Source organism: Bradyrhizobium sp. WSM471 (assembly GCF_000244915.1).
In the GTDB taxonomy this organism is placed as follows: Bacteria; Pseudomonadota; Alphaproteobacteria; order Rhizobiales; family Xanthobacteraceae; genus Bradyrhizobium.
The window spans coordinates 6948918-6965724 of the sequence record NZ_CM001442.1 but is presented as its reverse complement, the minus strand read 5'-3'; the positions used below and the strand labels follow the sequence as shown (position 1 = coordinate 6965724).

The window sequence follows — 16807 nt, the reverse complement described above, 5'->3', positions numbered from 1 at the left end:
TCCGTTCAGCCGACGCTGGTCATCTTCGGCAGATGAATGGCGCGGCCAAGTGCCTGTTCGACCAGATCAAACGTGTCGATCAGCACGCGCATGCTGGTGAGCTTGCCCGCCCTGAACTGGGCGAACTGCGCGACCCGCAAGCTGATCGGCTTGCTGGAATCCAAGGCGGTCAGCGAATAGCGCAGCATCGAGGCGGCGGAATCGACGCCGAGCATGATGCTCTCGCGGTCGAAGCGGCGAACCTGGAAATTGTCCGCGAGCTGGTGGATGACGTCGAGCACGGCGTCCTTGCCCTGGCGCGCGCCGAGGAACGGAAACATGTCGATCGGGCCGTAGAGCGCCCACTCGACGTCCTCGTCGATGAGGGCCTCGATGTCCTCGAAATGCCGGTCGTTGATCGCGCGGTGCAATGCGCGCGAGAAACGCCAGAGGCTGTGCTCTGTCATCTTGGGCAGTCCTGAAGCTGGCTTGCGATAAAAACGAAAAACAACCCCAAGCGCACAGGATAGGTGCCGCGGGGTCGCTCAACTCATTTGTATACGAACAAAATACGCCAATTCGGCCAAAACGCAATTCACGTTTTCGCAATGCACAATTGATCCCTGCGTGTGAGATTTACAATAGAACTCCGTATTTTCCCGGTTCGGGCCGGTCTGGAGAGAGCTAGCCCCCGTCCGCCCGCTCGCCCACGATCAGCGGGCCGATCTCGCGTTCCAGCACCTGCTGCACCAAATCGTAGGAATCGATGATCTCGCGGATCTGCGCCACCTGGCCGTTGCGGAAAGTGTAGAACACGGCCATGTCGACCTGAATGATGCGGTCGTTGCTGCGCTTCCTGAAGAACACGCGCAAATAGGCCGCGACCGCGTCGCCCTCGGCGACGATCTGCGGCACCTCGTAGCGGATCTCGGCGTATCGCTCCTGCACGGTGCGCCAGAATTCGCCGAGTTCCTCCTTGCCGTGGCAGGGGCCCATGTGGGGCAGCACGTCGATTGGCGCGTGGGTGAGGAAATCGACGTCGTCGGTGCAGCACGACAGCGCGGCCTCGAGATCGCTGCGCGCGATGGCGTCGAGCAGATGCAGTACGCGCTGGCGATTGAGCTTCTCGACCGTCATTCCGCCCGTCCCTCGTTGGCCGTGTGGAGTTCGCGCAAAGCTAGCGCGCGGCCTCGGACACCGGCAATCCGCAAAACCACAGGGGATATTGCTGACGTATGACGCGCAAGCGCAATGCCAGGTTCATGGCTGCAATTAAAGGTTGAGCGAACGCGTCCCTGCACGAATTCGCGTGGCGTTCGGCTGCATGGGCGCGCGAAGCAAAGGGGCGCGTGGGAAGCACTGGGTGCGGCCGCGCGCGGCAGCGAAGGCGGGGAACCCTGACAGGCCCGCGCCCGTTGAGAGCGCGACACCGCCTTCGGAGACATCGATCCATGAAATCCCTCGCCGCCATCGCCGCCGCACTTCTCATCTGTGGCGCGACCTCCGCCGCCAACGCCAAGGGCTGCATCAAGGGCGCCGTCGTCGGCGGCGTCGCCGGCCACTATGCCGGCCATCACGGCGTCCTCGGCGCAGCCGCCGGCTGCCTCTACGGCCGCCATCATGCCAAGGAGCAGCAAGAGCAGGAGAGGCAGCGGCAACAGCAGAGCCGGGTGAACGGGCAGGGCAAGCTGTAATCCTTCGTCATTCCGGGCGCGCCCCTTGTTCCCGCAGAGGAAATGGGCGTGACGCATCTCACATCAGGCCTCCCTGATGGCGGCTAGATTCATCCGCATGTCATCAGGGAGACGTGCCATGGCCGCCATCGCCAGAGTCAGAAAGTCCAACCTGCACAACGCGCTCGAAGGCCTCGCGCTGACCGCGACGCTGCAGAGCTTCCCGACCTTCGCCGCCGCCGCCTTCCTGCTCAAGCTGGTCGGCAATCACGACCTGGTCGGCGATCCCGGCGTCGCCATCTTCGTCGCCATCGCCTCGCTCGCCCATGCGCTGCTTGCGGTGACGTTCGGGCCGAGCTTCCCGCACCTCTTCAAGACCATCTACGAACCGAAGTTCTTCGAGGCCCATCTGTCGCTCGCCGACAAGATCACCGCATGGCGCACCCAGCCGGTCGCGTCGCTGCAACTGATGACCATCGTGCTGCTGCTGTCGGTGATGGCCGTGGTGACGGCGAGCGTGGGGTGATCGCATCATGCCCTTCATCACCGCGTCGAAATCTGGCCCGCTCAACTGGCTCGAAGGCTTTGCGCTCACCGCGATCCTGCAGGGCTTCCCGATCTTCGCCGCGGCGTCGCTGATGGTGAAGCTGCTGGGACATGACCGCGGTGGCAATCATGTCCTCACCATCGCGATGGCGTCGATTTTCTACAGCTGTCTCGCCACCTGGGCGGGATCGACATTCCCGAGCTTTGCAAAGAACGCCTACGAACCGCTGTTCTTCGACGCCAGCATGTCCTTCTCCGACAAGATCGCCCGCTGGCGCGCCAAGCCGGCGACGTCGATGCAACTGGTGGCCTCAGTGCTGCTGCTGTCGCTGCTGGCGGCAAGCGTGGGGTGAGTTCGGACGCCGCCATCAATAACCATGGGCGGCGCCGGCGCTCCGCGCCCCTACCTCTTCTTCCACCCACCTCTATGCCCCGGCGCCCCTCCGCTCGACCGCGGCGATGGCCCGAACTCCGGGCCCGACTGCCGCGAGTCCGTCGGCTGGATGATCCGGCTCTCGCCGCCGAACGGCTTTGAGGGCAGCGCGCGGTCGCCGCGATAGGGCAGGGATTCCGGGCCGTGCATCTCGTCGAGATGGGGCTTGTGCACCTTCGAGCCGCTGCCGCCGCCGCTCGCCTTCAGCGCGGAGCTCACGGTTTTCTTCTTCATGGCGCTGACCGGCAAATTGGCCGCGTCGCCGTATTTCTTCGCGCCCGCATACGCGCCGGCCTTGCCCTGCACCGTTCGCTGCTTGACCGTGGGATCGTCGACCACCGCGAGCTCGGTGGCGCGCAGGCGCTTGACCTCGTCGCGCAGCCGCGCGGCTTCCTCGAAGTTCAAATCGGCGGCGGCCTCGCGCATTCTCGTCTCGAGATCGCCGAGCACGGCCTCGAAATTGTGGCCGATCGAGATGACGTCGTCGGTCATGTCGTGGCCGCCGATCTCGACCAGCACATGATCGCGTTCGTAGACGCTGTTCATGATGTCGCCGATCGACTTCTTGATGCTCTCCGGCGTGATGCCGTGCGCCGTGTTGTACTCGACCTGCTTCTCGCGGCGGCGGTCGGTTTCGGCGATGGCGCGCTCCATCGAGCCGGTCATCTGGTCGGCATAGAGGATCACCTTGCCGTCGACGTTGCGCGCGGCGCGGCCGATGGTCTGGATCAGCGAGGTCTCGCTGCGCAAGAAGCCTTCCTTGTCGGCGTCGAGGATCGCGACCAGCGCGCATTCGGGAATGTCGAGGCCTTCGCGCAGCAAATTGATGCCGACCAGGGCGTCGAACGCGCCGAGGCGCAGATCGCGGATGATCTCGATGCGTTCGATGGTGTCGATATCGCTGTGCATGTAGCGGACGCGAATGCCCTGCTCATGCAGATATTCGGTGAGGTCCTCCGCCATGCGCTTGGTCAGCACCGTGATCAGCGAGCGATAGCCGGCCTGGGCTGTGGCGCGGACCTCGCCGACGAGATCGTCGACCTGGGTGCGGGCCGGGCGGATGTTCACGGGCGGATCAATCAGGCCGGTCGGCCGGATCACCTGCTCGACGAACACGCCGCCGCTCTCGTTGATCTCCCAGGCGCTGGGCGTGGCCGAGACCGCGATCGTCTGCGGCCGCATCATGTCCCATTCCTCGAAGCGCAGCGGGCGGTTGTCCATGCAGGAGGGCAGCCGGAAGCCATATTCGGCGAGGGTCGCCTTGCGGCGGAAGTCGCCGCGGAACATGCCGCCGATCTGGGGCACCGTGACGTGGCTCTCGTCGGCGAACACCAGCGCGTTGTCGGGCACGTATTCGAACAGCGTCGGCGGCGGCTCGCCGGGCAGGCGCCCGGTGAGATAGCGCGAATAGTTCTCGATGCCGGCGCAGCTTCCGGTCGCCTCCATCATCTCGAGATCGAAGGTGGTGCGTTGCTCCAGCCGCTGCGCTTCCAGCAGGCGGCCCTGGTCGTGGAGCTGGTCCAGCCGCATCTTCAATTCGGACTTGATCGACTTGATCGCCTGCACCAGCGTCGGGCGTGGCGTCACATAGTGCGAGTTGGCATAGATCTTGATGAATTCGAGCTCGTCCTGCTTGTGGCCGGTGAGCGGGTCGAACTCCTCGATGGTCTCGACGGTGTCGCCGAACAGGTTCACGCGCCAGGCGCGGTCCTCATAGTGCGCCGGGAAGATGTCGATGACGTCGCCGCGCACGCGAAATGTGCCGCGGGTAAAATCGGCCTGGGTGCGCTTGTACTGCAGGGCGACGAGGTCGGCGATCAGCTGGCGCTGGTCGATGCGCTCGCCCTTCTTCAGGGCAAAGGTCATCGCGGTGTAGGTTTCGACCGAGCCGATACCGTAGATGCAGGACACCGACGCGACGATGATGACGTCGTCGCGTTCGAGCAGCGCGCGCGTCGCCGAATGGCGCATGCGGTCGATCTGCTCGTTGATCGAGGAGTCCTTTTCTATGTAGGTGTCGGTGCGAGGGACATACGCTTCCGGCTGGTAATAGTCGTAATAGCTGACGAAATATTCGACCGCGTTGTCGGGGAAGAAGCTCTTGAACTCGCCATAGAGCTGGGCGGCGAGCGTCTTGTTCGGCGCCAGGATGATGGCGGGGCGCTGCGTCGCCTCGATCACCTTGGCCATGGTGTAGGTCTTGCCGGAGCCGGTGACGCCGAGCAGCACCTGCGAGCGGTCGTTGCGATTGATGCCCTCGACCAGCTCGGCGATCGCGGTCGGCTGGTCGCCGCGCGGCTCGTAATGCGACTTGATCTCGAAGCGCACGCCGCCTTCGGACTTCTCCGGGCGCGGCGGCCGATGCGGGGTCCACACCCTCGTGGAGCCGTCGTCCTTGCGGAACTCCGGCCGGCCCTCGCGGATCAGCGATTCCAGCGCGTCGGCCGTCGCCTTGACGCCGAGCGCCTCCATCTTGCTGCGCGGCGGGCGCGCCAGGGCTTCGGCATCGTCCTCTTCGGTGGGAAGGCCGAGCTGACGGGCCAGTTCGGGATCGAGCGTCGGGATCGTGGCCGCGGTTCCGTAATTGGCCTGCGGCGCCTCGCCAAAGCCCGCGTCGCGGGCGCCGGGCGGCTGCGGATTGGGCCGCAGCGGCATCGGCCTCGTATTGTCCTGCGGAAACTCCTTCGGCGTCGAAGCGCGCGCGCGATGCGCGGCGGCCTCGCCCCCGGAGCGGCGGTCGCGCGAATTGTCCGGCGGCGGCTGCAGGCCGGTGCCCGATCCGAGCCCGGCATCGCCGCGATTGATCGCGGGATTGAGCAACTCGGCCAGCGCCGGCCCGATCGGCTGCACGTCGGGGCGAGACGCCTTGGAATTTGGCGCCTTCGCTTTCGGAGCCTTGGTCTTGGGGGATTTGCCGGATTTTTCATAGGATGCAGGTTTCTTCGCCATGCCCCGAATATGGGGCGAGTCCGCCTCTCAGGAAAGGGCGAAAGCCCTTCCCGGATCAGACTGCTGACAGCAGGTTGGCAGCAGCCTTGGGATCACGGATATTGCGGTTCACGCCGCCGGCGACGGTCCCTCATTGTCCCCGGCTGCCTGATGCGGCTCGAGGATGTCGAGATGGATGCCGCCGCAATCGGTGCAGCGCATGGCCCAATACTCGCATCCGGCACGGCCGCCGATCACGCGGAGCACCGTGAGATCGCCGTCGCATTCCGGGCAGCTGGACAACACATTGCGGGTGTAAATCCTCGGCCGCGACGTGTCTTCGAATTCGATGACTGACATGACCGGTCTCCCCCTTTGACCCTGCGCCGTTCCTTGGTTCGCCTGCAGTCCCGCTCGCTTATTCGTCGTCGCTGTCGTCGGCCCGCCGGCGGAAGCGATCGATGTGATGCTTGGCATGGGCAATCGCGGCATCGGGATCGGGCCAGGCGAAGCCGACTTCCATGGCCGGAAACAGCACGCCGTCGATGGCAACCGGGCTGAAATCGGCACGCCGGATACGGGCGTGCCACAGCCCCTTGCCAGCTTCGAAGGATTCGATGTCAAAGCCGTCGTAGAGGGTCGTCATTGCAGTCCCCAAAATGTTTTGTTCGAGCGCCTTGTTGGAGGGTCAGGGGACCACGTTTGCGGATTCTGGGATGTGAAGCCGTTCACAAGCGGCCGGCTTTTTTGCCCAAGGTCCGGTCGCAGCGTCAGTTCCGCGCGCCGGTGCGGCCGGTCCGCCGGACGGGACGGGCGGCGGGTTCCGACGCCGCGCGCATGATCCAGCGGCGGAACGCGGCAAAGTCGCGTTGCTCGGTCTGGAAGCTGCGATAGAGCAGGTACCAGCGCATGCCCTTGGGCACCGAGAGCTCGAATGGCGCCACCAGCCGGCCGGCGGCGAGATCGTCGTCGATATAGGGCCGGATGCCCATGGCGATGCCGAGCCCGTCGGCGGCGGCCTGAAGCGCCTGGCCGTAGAACTGGAACTCCGGCCCCCGCGCGTTGATGCGCGCGAGGTTCGCGGCCCTGAGCCAGATCGGCCAGTCCTCGGGCGAATGCGCAACCCGGATCAGGCTCGGTCCCCTAAGATCGGCCGGGCGCTTCAGCGAGGAGGCGAGGCGGGGCACGCAGACCGGCGTAAGGTCGCCGGCGAACAGCGGCTCGGCCACCAGCCCCGGCCAGTCGCCGGTGCCGAGCTGGATGCCGCAGCTCCAGTCCTCGCCGAACGGCACCGACGCACCGCCGGTGGTGAAGCGTACCTCGATGTCGGGCTCCTCGTTGCGAAACTCCGACAGGCGCGGGATCAGCCAGCGCATCGCGAAGGTGTGGCCGATGCCGATGGTGAGCACGCGGACGCTCGAGGGCGCCGTCACCTGGGCCGTGAGGCTCGCGAGCGCGTCGAAAATCGGCGTCAGCCCGCTCTGATAGGCGCGGCCCGCCTGCGTGAGCAGCAGCCTGTTGGCCTTGCGCTCGAACAGCGCGACGCCGAGCCGTTCTTCCAGGATGTGCACCATGCGGCTGACGGCGGCTGCCGATACGCTCAGCTCGAGGCCGGCCGCGGCAAAGCTCCCGGCCCGCGCGGCGGCTTCGAATGCCTTGATGCCGTTGAGAAACAGCAAGCGCCGCAAATGACCGACCCTCAGGAAAGCTGATGCCAGGCCAAGATAACTCAGTTTGCGTAGACGGGGCAAGCGGGGCAGAAATATCGGCGTAATCCAGGCTGATTTGCTGAAGCGGAGGCGGTGCCCTTCGCCTCTCCCCGCGTGCGGGGAGAGGTCGGAATCCAAGCGCAGCTTGGATTCCGGGTGAGGGGGACTCTCCGCGAGTCCCACTGCTGGCTCCCTTGCGGAGACTCCCCCTCACCCCACCCTCTCCCCGCGTGCGGGGAGAGGGAGTGAAGCACCTTTGCGTCCGTTACATGCCACCACCGGAGACATCGCGTGACGCCCATCATGATCGCTGCCCTTGGATTGCTGATGGTCGGCACCGCGTTCCTGTCGGGGCTGTTCGGCATGGCGGGCGGGCTGATCCTGATCGGCGTGTTGCTGGCCTTGATGCCGCTGCCGACCGCGATGGTGTTGCATGCGATCACGCAGATGGCCTCCAACGGCTGGCGGGCGTTCCTCTGGCGCGCGCATATCCGCTGGCGGCCGGTCGCGAACTATATGGCCGGCGCGGCCGTCGCGCTCGCGGCGTGGTCGCTCACCCGCTACGTGCCGGACAAGCCGGTCGCGCTGCTGCTGCTCGGCATCACGCCGTTCATGGCGCGGTTGCTCCCCGCCAACATCAAGCCGGATCCCGATCGACTCTGGCAGGGCACCGTCTACGGCACGATCTGCATGGGCCTCATGCTGATGACCGGCGTGTCGGGACCGCTGCTCGACACCTTCTTCCTCGGTGGCGATTTCGGCCGGCGCGAGAAGGTAGCGACCAAGGCGATGTGCCAGCTCGTCAGCCATTTCATCAAACTGATCTATTTCGGCGGCGTGATCGACCAGGCCGCGACGCTCGATCCCGTGATCGCGGCCGTCGCGATCGCAGCATCCATGCTCGGCACCACGCTGGCGCGGCGCATCCTCGAAGCCATGACCGACCAGCAATTCGTGGCCTGGTCGATGAAGCTGATCACCACCATCGCCTGCTACTATATCGCCTATGGCAGCTGGCTGCTGGTCCGCACGCCCGTGCTGGCAGCCTTCGACAAGGGAGGTTTGCAATGAGCGAGACTGCCGACCCGCTGGTGCTGGACTTCGTCGAATGGGTTGCGCGCGAGCCGCGCGCCTATGCCGAGGTGATCGCGACCTGGAAAACCTCGTGCCCTCGCCTCACCATCTGGGAAGACGCCGCCGACCGCGGCTACGTCGCGCGCGAGACGATTGCCGGCCTCGGGCTGGTCATCGCGGTGACGGAGGACGGCGAGAAGTTATTGCGCGCGCACGGGCGCCAATAGGCGGACGCCGGAGATCCGCGGTGAGGGCTGAACCGTGAGGGCCTAACGCTGCGGCATCGCGAGCCGCGGCCGGATGATTTCGACCATGCGTTCGGCCGATGTGCCCGGCGGAAAAAATCCGAGATACTTTCCGTCGCGATCCATCAGGTAGATATAGGCGGTGTGGTCGACGGTGTAGTCGTCGGCATTCTTGCCGTTCGCCACCTTGGCAAAATAGACCTTGTAAGCATCCGCCGCTGTCCCGATTGCGTCAAGGCTGCCGGTCAGCCCGAGCAGCCGCGGGTGAAACAGCGGCACGTATTCGGCAAGATGCTCGGCTGTGTCGCGTTCGGGGTCGAGTGTGATGAAGACCGGCTGCACGGCGTCGGCATCCGGACCGAGCCGCTCGAGCGCCTGTCCGATCGCCATCAGGTCGGTCGGACACACATCAGGGCAGTAGGTGAAGCCGAAATAGACCAGCATCAGCATCCCTCGGAAATCGCGGTCGGTGCGTGGCTTTCCGGCATGATCGGTGAGCGCGAACGGCCCGCCGACCGGCTCCCTGTTCCACATCAGGATGTCCATCGTCTCCGCGGCCGAGCGTGCCGCCGCAGCACCCGCGCAGGCTGGCGCGAGCGCCAGCCCCAGGCCGAGCCAGCAGGCAAAGCGCAGCATCACAGCCCGAAGGTGAGGCGGCTGCCGGTCGTCGTCACCACCACCCTGTCGGACATCTGGGCGCTCGCCTCCTGCACGAAGTTGAGCCCGCTGCAATGCATGGGCACGACGACATCGGGGTTGAGCGCCTTGATCTCGCCGACGACCTGCGTGAGATAGTCCTTCGGCGCCGGCCCGAGATGGAAGCCGCCGACGATGGCGTGCACCTTCTGGATGCCGGAGACCTCCTGCGCCTGCTTCACCGAATTGACGATGCCGACATGGCCGCAGGACGAGATGACGACGAGGCCCAAATCCTTGACGTTGAAGCAGGTCGCGTGCTCGTGGATGTGTTCGTCTGCGACGATCTTGCCGTCCATCTCGGCCGGCAGGTAGTGCCCTACGCTGCAGCCAAGACCGTCCTTGATGCCGAATTCGACCAGCGTGTTCGGCAGCACGCGCTCCGAACTGCGGCGGGTGATCTTGCCCGTCGTGAAAGCGTGGCCGGCGATCACCGTCGGCGTCGCGCACAGTACGGTCGTCACCTTCTGCGCCGCGAGCTGGCGGCGGTCCAGCGTTCCGAAATCAGAAAACTGGCCCTGTGCGGGGGTCGGGTTGACGCGGTGGCAGAAATTGTCCTCGCCGCCGGCATAGAGCCTCACCTCGGCGGGAAGCTTGTCACGGAATTTGTCGAGGAAGCCGTTGAGGCCACCGAAATGATCGTAATGGCCGTGGCTGACGATCAGCGCGTCGAGCTTGCTGGGGTCGACACCGATCAGTGCCATGTTGTTGAGCAGCACTTCCGGCGTATAGCCGTAATCCAGCATCAGCGTGCGCTGGTTGCCGCCGCCCTGCGACTCCAGCCACAGCGACAGGCCCCATTCATTATGCAGCGATTTGCGGAAGTCGGCCGATCGCGCCGCGGGCGCAACGGCGACGCCGTTGATCTTCTTGGGACGGAAGAACAGGTCGTAGCTGGAATCGACCAGCACCTGGATCGACAGCTTGTCGACCGTCGGCACCTCGATCGGCGCCGCGCTCGCGATCTCGACACAAGTGAAAGTGTTTGTTGCGGCCGCGCCGGCCAGTGCCGCCGCGCTCAGAAGGAAGTCACGTCGTGCAATACTGCTCATCAGAAACCCCTCGCCAATATCATGATCCTCGAAATGGCCTGAGCTTAGGTCCGATATGCGGCAGGCACAACGTGCGAGGCCGGGGTGCTGCGGAGAATTTTACGTCATGCGGCGTGAGGCCGGTCCGATTGACAGGCGTGCGGGATGGTGAACTTCATGCAAGTGCATCGTCGGTGGTGCGGTCGAGCTATCTCCACATCGTCGTTGCGGGCGCCGGCGAGGCAATCCAAAATGCCGCCGCGGCGGCAGTCTGGATTGCTTTGCTGCGCTCGCAATGACGGAGCATGAGGAGGCCGCCAACCATGTCACTCAAACTGTTCGAACTCGTCGGCACCGACACCTCGCGACCGTTCAGCCCGTTCTGCTGGCGCACGCGGATGGCGCTGGCGCACAAGGGGCTGGCGGCGGAATCGCTGCCCTGGCGCTTCACCGAGAAGAGCGCAATCGCGCCGCACGGTTCGGAGAAGGTCCCGGTACTGCTGCACCAAGACAAGCCGGTGGTCGATTCCTGGACAATTGCCAACTATCTCGAGGATACATTTCCGGACCGTCCGTCGCTGTTCGGCGGCGAGGGCGGCCGCGCCATGGCGCGCATGATCAACGCCTGGGGCGACATCGCCATCGTCGGCGGCATCTTTCCGCTGATCGTCGCCGACATTCCAAAGAATCTGGCGGAGGTCGACGCTGCCTATTTCCGCCAGTCGCGCGAGGCGCGTTTCGGCGGCAAGAGCCTGGAAGAGGTGATGGCGGGCCGCGATGCCGGCGTAGTCGCCTTCCGCAAATCGCTCGAGGTGATGCGGCAGACCCTCAAGAAGCAGCCCTTCATCGGCGGCGCCGCACCGAACTATACCGACTACATCGTGTTCGGTGGATTTCAGTGGGCGCGCGTGACGAGCCCGTTCAAGCTGCTGGAAGCGGACGACCCGGTCTACGCCTGGCGCGAAAAGCTGCTGAATGCGTTCGACGGAATGGCGCGGAAATCGCCGGGGCACGCGGTGTAGTTGTCCGAGCCGTCTCTCCTCAACGTCGTCCTGGCGAAAGCCAGGACCCATACCGCGGACTCTATCGATAGCGTTCGATAGACGTCCCGAACGACGAGTATTCGCCAAACAGCCCCTTGGGGTAATGGGTCCTGGCTTTCGCCAGGACGACGCGGAGGATTACGCTTGCGCTCCATCCGGGCTACGCATCGCCGCCGCCTCGCGCAAGCAAACCCGGCACAGGCAATCCTCGCCCTTGACCGGCATCGGCAGCCGTGCCGGCTCTTCCGCGCACCAGCACGTGCCGGAGAGGTCGCAGCCGAACTCAGCGCCGCAGCGGGAACAGGCGAGGCGGCGCGGTTCCTGCACTGGAATGTCTTGCGGATTTGTCATGATTTGCGCAAAAGCTGGGCTGTCATTTTCATGCCGGGTTCACCTCCCGCTGCGGTATATTATGCCTCGCGCACGTATCAGGAAAGCGGTTGGCAACGCGCGGAGGACATATCGATGGCCCGCGATTCGCAAGCCGCGCTCGTCGCGCTCAACCGTTTCGGCTTCGGCGCCCGCGGCGGCGCATCCGGCGATCTCATCAACGCGGCCTCCGATCCTCGCGGTTTTGTGAAGGCGGAACTGGCTCGTCCCAACGCTGTGTTGCTGGAGGCGCCGGGCCTGCAATCCACGCCGCAACTCGGGCAGGCCGTGTTCGCCTATCAGGATCAGGTCAAGCAGGCGCGCGAGGCCGCCGCCAAAGCCGGCGCGCCGACTGAAGCCCCGGCCGATCAGAAGCCCGGACCGCGCCGCAATCTCTCGCTGAACGCCGTGGCAACCGAGATCGCCGGCCAGATGGCCGAGGCCAAACCTACTGACAACAAGCCGGCGGACAACGCGGCCAAGCCGGACACCATGCAGCCCAACGCGGCCGCGCCGGCTGCCGCAAAACCCGCCCCGCAGCCGCTCAACGTCATTCAAAAGACCTTTCGCGCCGAGGCGTTGGCGCGGTTGCAGCGCGCGACCCTGGTCGAGTGCGGCTTCACCGAACGTCTGGTCGTGTTCTGGTCCAACCATTTCTGCATCTCCGCCAGCAAGGGCGAGCTGGCGCGGATATGGGCGGGCGCCTTCGAGCGCGAGGCGATCAGGCCGCACGTGCTCGGGCGTTTCGCCGACATGCTGAAAGCAGTGGAGCAGCATCCGGCGATGCTGTTCTTCCTCGACAACCAGCAATCGCTCGGTCCGGACTCGCGCGCGGGCCAGAACCGCAAGCGCGGGCTGAACGAAAATCTCGCGCGCGAGATCATGGAGCTGCATACGCTCGGTGTCGGCGGCGGCTACACGCAGGACGACGTCACCTCGCTCGCGCGCATCATTACCGGCTGGACCTTTGCCGGCCGGCAGGGACAGCTGGGAGCGCCCGGTTCTTTCGTGTTCAACGTCAATGCGCACCAGCCCGGGCCGCAAATGCTGCTCGGCAAGAGCTACGAGCCGACCGGCCTTGCGCAAGGCGAAGCCGCGCTCGCCGACATCGCGCACCATCCCTCGACTGCGAACTTCATCGCCACCAAATTCGTCCGCCACTTCGTTGCCGACGATCCGCCGCCGGCGCTGGTGGCGCGATTGCGCGACGTGTTCATCAAGACCGACGGCGATCTCAAGGCGCTTGCAACGGCACTGGTCGATTCCGACGAGGCGTGGAAGGCGCCGCTGACCAAGATGCGCAGCCCCTATGATTTCCTGGTCGCGAGCGGCCGGCTGCTCGCGCGCGTGCCGGAGGATCCCGGCGCCTATCTCAACAACCTCAATATGCTGGGCCAGCCGCTGTGGTCGCCGGCCGGCCCGAATGGTTTTCCCGACACCAGCGCCGCCTGGGCTGCGCCCGAAGGCATCAAGCTCCGGCTCGATATTGCCGCGCAAATGGGCGCGCGGCTCGGGCCCAACATCGACCCGCTCGATTTGTTGGAATTTGCCGCCGCAGATGCGACCTCGATCGAAACGCGGCGCACCATCGAGCGCGCCGAGTCACGGCAGCAGGCGCTGGCACTGCTGTTGATGTCGCCGGAAATGCAGAGGAGATGATGATGATCGACTGCGTCGAGAACCGGCTCCTCACCTCGCGCCGCGGCCTCCTGCTCGGCGGCGCCTCCTTCGCGGCCTGGGCTTATTTGCCGAAATTCGCACGCGCGGCTGACGGTCGCGATCCCCGGCTGATCGTCGTGATTCTGCGCGGCGCGCTTGATGGGCTTTCGACCGTCGCGCCGGTCGGCGATCCCGATTATGCCGGCCTGCACGGGGCGATCGCGCTGACGGCGGACGGCGCCCATCCCGCGATCATGCTCGATACTTTCTTTGCGCTGCATCCGGCGATGCCTGAGTTCGCACGCATGTATCGCGATAGGCACGCCGCGGTGATCCACGCGGTGGCGACGCCCTATCGCGACCGCTCGCATTTCGACGGCCAGGACGTGCTCGAAAGCGGCTATGCCGGGCCCGGTCGCGTGCAATCCGGCTGGCTCAACCGCGCGCTGGAGGCGCTGCCGCGCGGCGAGCGGGTGTCGAGTGCTCTTGCCGTCGGCCCGACCACGCCGCTGGTGCTGCGCGGCAATGCGCCGACCGTCGGCTGGGCGCCGGTGGCGCTGCCGCAGGCCGATGACGACACCGCGATGCGCCTGGTCGAGCTCTACCGCCATCGCGATCCCGCGCTGGCGGCCGTGCTGTCGCAGGGTCTTCAGCTGGAAAAGGCCGCGAGCGGCGCCGACATGAAGCCGAAGCCGGGCAACGCGGTCGCGCAGATGCGCCAGGTCGCGCGCGGCGCCGCAAAACTGATGGCGTCCGACGACGGCCCGCGCATCGCGGCGCTCGCGTTCGATGGCTGGGACACGCACGCCAATGAAGGCGGGCCGGTGGGTCGCCTCGCCTTCCTGCTCGGCGGGCTCGACGGTGCGCTCGCCGAAATCGAAAGCGGCCTCGGCGACCGCTGGCGCGACACCGCCGTGGTGGTCGCGACCGAGTTTGGCCGCACCGCGCGCATCAACGGTACCGACGGCACCGATCACGGCACGGGAACGATCGCGCTGCTCGCCGGCGGCGCGGTGAAGGGCGGCCGCGTCATCGCCGACTGGCCCGGCCTCAAGCCCGCCAACCTCTTCGAGGCCCGCGATCTCAAGCCCACCACCGATCTGCGCTCCGTGATCAAGGGCGTGCTGCAGGGACAGTTCGGCCTGTCGGATCGCGTGCTGGCCGAGACGGTGTTCCCGGATAGTGCAAGCGCACGTCCGATGAAGGGGCTGGTTACTTAGGCTGCGATTCCAGGGCCCGCGCCTTGCGGCGCGTCCCGGAATGACGACATGATCGGCCGAACATCAGGAGATCATCCCCATGTACATCGCCATGAACCGCTTCCGCGTCGCCAAGGGCTCTGAATCCGCTTTCGAGCAGGTCTGGCTTTCGCGCGATACCCATTTGGACAAGGTGCCGGGCTTCGTCGAGTTTCATCTGCTGCGTGGCCCCGAGCTCGAGGACCACACGCTGTACGCCTCGCACACGGTGTGGGCGAACCATGGGGCGTTCGAGGCCTGGACCAAATCGGATGCTTTTCGTGCCGCGCATGCGCGGGCCGGCGACACCAAGCCGACCTATCTCGGCCATCCCCAGTTCGAGGGCTTCGAGGTGATGCAGACGGTGGGGCGCGGCGCCAAGTAGCGCGCCACGCTTCAGGCGTCAGCCCAGCGTGATCTTGTCGATCTCCGCCATCTCCTCCGCACCGAGCTTCCACGCAATCGCCTTCACGTTCTCCTCGACCTGCGCGACGCGGGTGGCGCCGGCAATCACGCTCGATACTTGCGGGCGCGCGGCGAGCCAGGAGAAGGCGAGCTCGAGCATGCTGTGCCCGCGCGCTTTCGCGAAGGCCGTGAGCCTCTCGACGATGTCCTCGTTGCGCGGCGTGACATAACGGTCGCGTAACGCCGGTACCTTGCCGAAGCGCGTGTCGGTCGGGGCGGTCGCACCGCGCTGGTACTTGCCGGTGAGGAGCCCGCTTGCGAGCGGGAAGAACGGCAGGAGGCCGAGCTCGTACTCCTGTGCGGCCGGCAGCAGGTCCTTTTCGATGTCGCGCACCAGCAGGCTGTATTCGTCCTGGCAGGAGACGAAGCGGCTGACATTCATCGCGCGTGCGGTGAACTCGGCTTCCGGCAGGCGCCAGGCCGGAAAATTGGAATTGCCGATGTAGCGCACCTTGCCTTGACGGACGAGATCGTCGAGCGCGCGCAGCGTCTCTTCCATCGGCGTCAGCGGGTCGTAATCGTGCTGCTGGTAGAGATCGATGTAGTCGGTCTTGAGCCGCGTCAGGCTCGCCTCGACCGCGTTCATGATGTAGCGGCGCGAAGCGCCCTGCTTGGTTCCGTCGGTCGCCATCGGCTTGGAATATTTGGTGGCGAGCACGATCTCCTTGCGGCGGTCGCCGAGCACGGTGCCGAGCACCGTTTCCGAACCGCCCATGCCGGCATAGATGTCGGCGGTGTCGAACAGCGTGATGCCGAGATCGAGCGCGCGATGGATCACCTTGCGCGAGGTCTCCAAATCCGTGCGCTGGCCGAAATTGTTGCAGCCGAGGCCGACCGCAGACACGCGCAGGCCGGAGGCGCCGAGATTACGAATTTCCATGGGAGATCCCTGTCGGAGATGGCAGGGGCGTATTGTGACTGCGGTGCGCCGCCGCAGCAAGCCGCGCGCCGCGTTGCTGCCATGTCGATAAGGAGCTGCCGACCAAGGAGCTGTCGACAAGGACTGCCGACAAAAAAATGCGGCCCCTGTCAGACGCGGCGACTGACGGGGACCGCTTTGGGGCGTTTGATCGGTGACGGGGGCTGACCAGACGCAGCTGCAGCCTAGTCGCGCTATGTTACGCGGGGGTGACAGGCAGAGTTATCCACAGGCCTCGCGATCGCGAGGATCAGAATATCTTGCGATAGACGATGAACCCGGAACGCTCGGCGACCCTGTCGTACAGGCGCTGCGCCGTCACGTTGGTCTCATGCGTCTGCCAGTAGACGCGCGGCGAGCCTGCGAGCTTCGCGCGCTCGTAGACGCCGTGGATCAGCGCCGAGCCGACGCCCTTGCCGCGTGCGGCCTCGGTCGTGAACAGGTCCTGGAGATAGCAGGACGGCTCGATCGCGGTGGTGCTGCGGTGAAACAGATAATTCGTCATCCCGAGCAGGCGGCCGTCGCTCTCGGCGACCAATCCGTGCACCGGCTCATAGGCATCGAAAAAACGCTGCCACGTCACGCGCGTGATTTCGGGCGCGAGCGCGGTCGGGCCGGAGCGGCCGTAGAAGGCGTTGTAGCCGTCCCACAACGGCAGCCATTGTTCGTAGTCCTGCCTGGTGACGGAGCGAATGGTGAGCGACATATGAATTCCCGCGATCGATGAGGCGTCCTTCATACGTGATGAGGGAGGTCCTGATCAATTGTCTTACGAGTCGGATGGATATCCAGTCATGGCA

The 16807-nt window shown here is 65.5% G+C and carries 20 protein-coding genes; 9 read left to right on the top strand and 11 right to left on the bottom strand.

The window, feature by feature from the left end; genetic code table 11:
- Positions 1-5: 5 nt before the first annotated feature.
- Positions 6-446, bottom strand: coding sequence for a nuclear transport factor 2 family protein (locus BRA471DRAFT_RS31730; RefSeq protein ID WP_007614806.1), 441 nt, complete (start codon positions 444-446; stop codon positions 6-8).
- Positions 447-663: 217 nt separating this feature from the next.
- Positions 664-1116 carry a nuclear transport factor 2 family protein gene (locus tag BRA471DRAFT_RS31725; RefSeq protein ID WP_007614804.1) on the bottom strand — a complete coding sequence of 151 codons (453 nt, stop codon included), beginning with the start codon at positions 1114-1116 and terminating at the stop codon, positions 664-666.
- A 314-nt stretch (positions 1117-1430) separates the two neighbouring features.
- Here BRA471DRAFT_RS31725 and BRA471DRAFT_RS31720 point away from each other — a divergent pair, with 314 nt between their 5' ends.
- The 3 genes from BRA471DRAFT_RS31720 (at position 1431) to BRA471DRAFT_RS31710 (ending at position 2551) form a co-directional block, all read left to right on the top strand.
- Positions 1431-1673, top strand: a complete 243-nt coding sequence (locus BRA471DRAFT_RS31720; RefSeq protein WP_007614802.1) for a hypothetical protein — start codon at positions 1431-1433, stop codon at positions 1671-1673.
- A gap of 118 nt (positions 1674-1791) precedes the next feature.
- The gene (locus tag BRA471DRAFT_RS31715; protein WP_007614801.1) at positions 1792-2178 is read left to right on the top strand and encodes a hypothetical protein; all 387 of its coding nucleotides are present in this window, start codon (positions 1792-1794) and stop codon (positions 2176-2178) included.
- A gap of 7 nt (positions 2179-2185) precedes the next feature.
- Positions 2186-2551 (top strand): hypothetical protein, encoded by a 366-nt coding sequence (locus tag BRA471DRAFT_RS31710; RefSeq protein WP_007614799.1) that lies wholly within the window; start codon positions 2186-2188, stop codon positions 2549-2551.
- Between the two features lie 50 nt (positions 2552-2601).
- Here the strand turns inward: BRA471DRAFT_RS31710 and uvrB are convergent, their stop codons facing one another.
- From uvrB to BRA471DRAFT_RS31690, 4 genes are all read right to left on the bottom strand, one after another.
- The gene (uvrB, locus tag BRA471DRAFT_RS31705; RefSeq protein ID WP_007614798.1) at positions 2602-5580 is read right to left on the bottom strand and encodes an excinuclease ABC subunit UvrB; all 2979 of its coding nucleotides are present in this window, start codon (positions 5578-5580) and stop codon (positions 2602-2604) included.
- A 108-nt stretch (positions 5581-5688) separates the two neighbouring features.
- A complete protein-coding gene (locus BRA471DRAFT_RS31700; RefSeq protein ID WP_007614797.1) occupies positions 5689-5919 on the bottom strand; it encodes a hypothetical protein in 231 nt (76 codons plus the stop codon).
- A 58-nt stretch (positions 5920-5977) separates the two neighbouring features.
- A complete protein-coding gene (locus tag BRA471DRAFT_RS31695) occupies positions 5978-6205 on the bottom strand; it encodes a hypothetical protein (protein ID WP_007614796.1) in 228 nt (75 codons plus the stop codon).
- Between the two features lie 124 nt (positions 6206-6329).
- Positions 6330-7247 carry a LysR substrate-binding domain-containing protein gene (locus BRA471DRAFT_RS31690; RefSeq protein ID WP_035974450.1) on the bottom strand — a complete coding sequence of 306 codons (918 nt, stop codon included), beginning with the start codon at positions 7245-7247 and terminating at the stop codon, positions 6330-6332.
- A gap of 312 nt (positions 7248-7559) precedes the next feature.
- Between BRA471DRAFT_RS31690 and BRA471DRAFT_RS31685 the strand changes: the two genes are divergently transcribed.
- Positions 7560-8339: a TSUP family transporter gene (locus BRA471DRAFT_RS31685; protein WP_007614794.1), complete on the top strand. Its 780-nt coding sequence runs from the start codon at positions 7560-7562 to the stop codon at positions 8337-8339.
- Positions 8336-8569, top strand: coding sequence for a hypothetical protein (locus BRA471DRAFT_RS31680; RefSeq protein ID WP_007614791.1), 234 nt, complete (start codon positions 8336-8338; stop codon positions 8567-8569). Before BRA471DRAFT_RS31685 ends, BRA471DRAFT_RS31680 begins: the two co-directional genes overlap by 4 nt.
- Positions 8570-8611: 42 nt before the next feature.
- Here the strand turns inward: BRA471DRAFT_RS31680 and BRA471DRAFT_RS31675 are convergent, their stop codons facing one another.
- Together BRA471DRAFT_RS31675 and BRA471DRAFT_RS31670 are read right to left on the bottom strand one after the other, a co-directional pair.
- Entirely contained in the window at positions 8612-9223 is a 612-nt protein-coding gene (locus BRA471DRAFT_RS31675) for an SCO family protein (protein WP_007614783.1), read from the bottom strand.
- Positions 9223-10338, bottom strand: a complete 1116-nt coding sequence (locus BRA471DRAFT_RS31670; RefSeq protein WP_088931230.1) for an MBL fold metallo-hydrolase — start codon at positions 10336-10338, stop codon at positions 9223-9225. Before BRA471DRAFT_RS31670 ends, BRA471DRAFT_RS31675 begins: the two co-directional genes overlap by 1 nt.
- A 299-nt stretch (positions 10339-10637) precedes the next feature.
- On the opposite strand from BRA471DRAFT_RS31670, the gene BRA471DRAFT_RS31665 reads away from it, so the two are divergent.
- Positions 10638-11336, top strand: a complete 699-nt coding sequence (locus tag BRA471DRAFT_RS31665) for a glutathione S-transferase family protein (protein WP_007614779.1) — start codon at positions 10638-10640, stop codon at positions 11334-11336.
- 159 nt (positions 11337-11495) lie between these two features.
- On the opposite strand, the gene BRA471DRAFT_RS39875 is transcribed toward BRA471DRAFT_RS31665, so the two are convergent.
- On the bottom strand, positions 11496-11708 hold the full coding sequence (locus tag BRA471DRAFT_RS39875) for a cysteine-rich CWC family protein (RefSeq protein WP_007614777.1): 213 nt from the start codon (positions 11706-11708) through the stop codon (positions 11496-11498).
- Positions 11709-11822: 114 nt separating this feature from the next.
- Between BRA471DRAFT_RS39875 and BRA471DRAFT_RS31660 the strand changes: the two genes are divergently transcribed.
- From BRA471DRAFT_RS31660 to BRA471DRAFT_RS31650, 3 genes are all read left to right on the top strand, one after another.
- Positions 11823-13385 (top strand): DUF1800 family protein, encoded by a 1563-nt coding sequence (locus tag BRA471DRAFT_RS31660; RefSeq protein WP_007614775.1) that lies wholly within the window; start codon positions 11823-11825, stop codon positions 13383-13385.
- A 2-nt stretch (positions 13386-13387) separates the two neighbouring features.
- Positions 13388-14605 carry a DUF1501 domain-containing protein gene (locus BRA471DRAFT_RS31655; RefSeq protein WP_007614773.1) on the top strand — a complete coding sequence of 406 codons (1218 nt, stop codon included), beginning with the start codon at positions 13388-13390 and terminating at the stop codon, positions 14603-14605.
- Positions 14606-14684: 79 nt separating this feature from the next.
- Positions 14685-15008, top strand: coding sequence for an antibiotic biosynthesis monooxygenase (locus tag BRA471DRAFT_RS31650; RefSeq protein ID WP_007614772.1), 324 nt, complete (start codon positions 14685-14687; stop codon positions 15006-15008).
- Positions 15009-15026: 18 nt separating this feature from the next.
- Here BRA471DRAFT_RS31650 and BRA471DRAFT_RS31645 read toward each other — a convergent pair whose 3' ends face one another.
- Positions 15027-15968, bottom strand: a complete 942-nt coding sequence (locus BRA471DRAFT_RS31645) for an aldo/keto reductase (protein WP_007614771.1) — start codon at positions 15966-15968, stop codon at positions 15027-15029.
- A gap of 289 nt (positions 15969-16257) precedes the next feature.
- Positions 16258-16713, bottom strand: a complete 456-nt coding sequence (locus BRA471DRAFT_RS31640) for a GNAT family N-acetyltransferase (protein ID WP_007614770.1) — start codon at positions 16711-16713, stop codon at positions 16258-16260.
- Between the last annotated feature and the right edge of the window lie 94 nt (positions 16714-16807).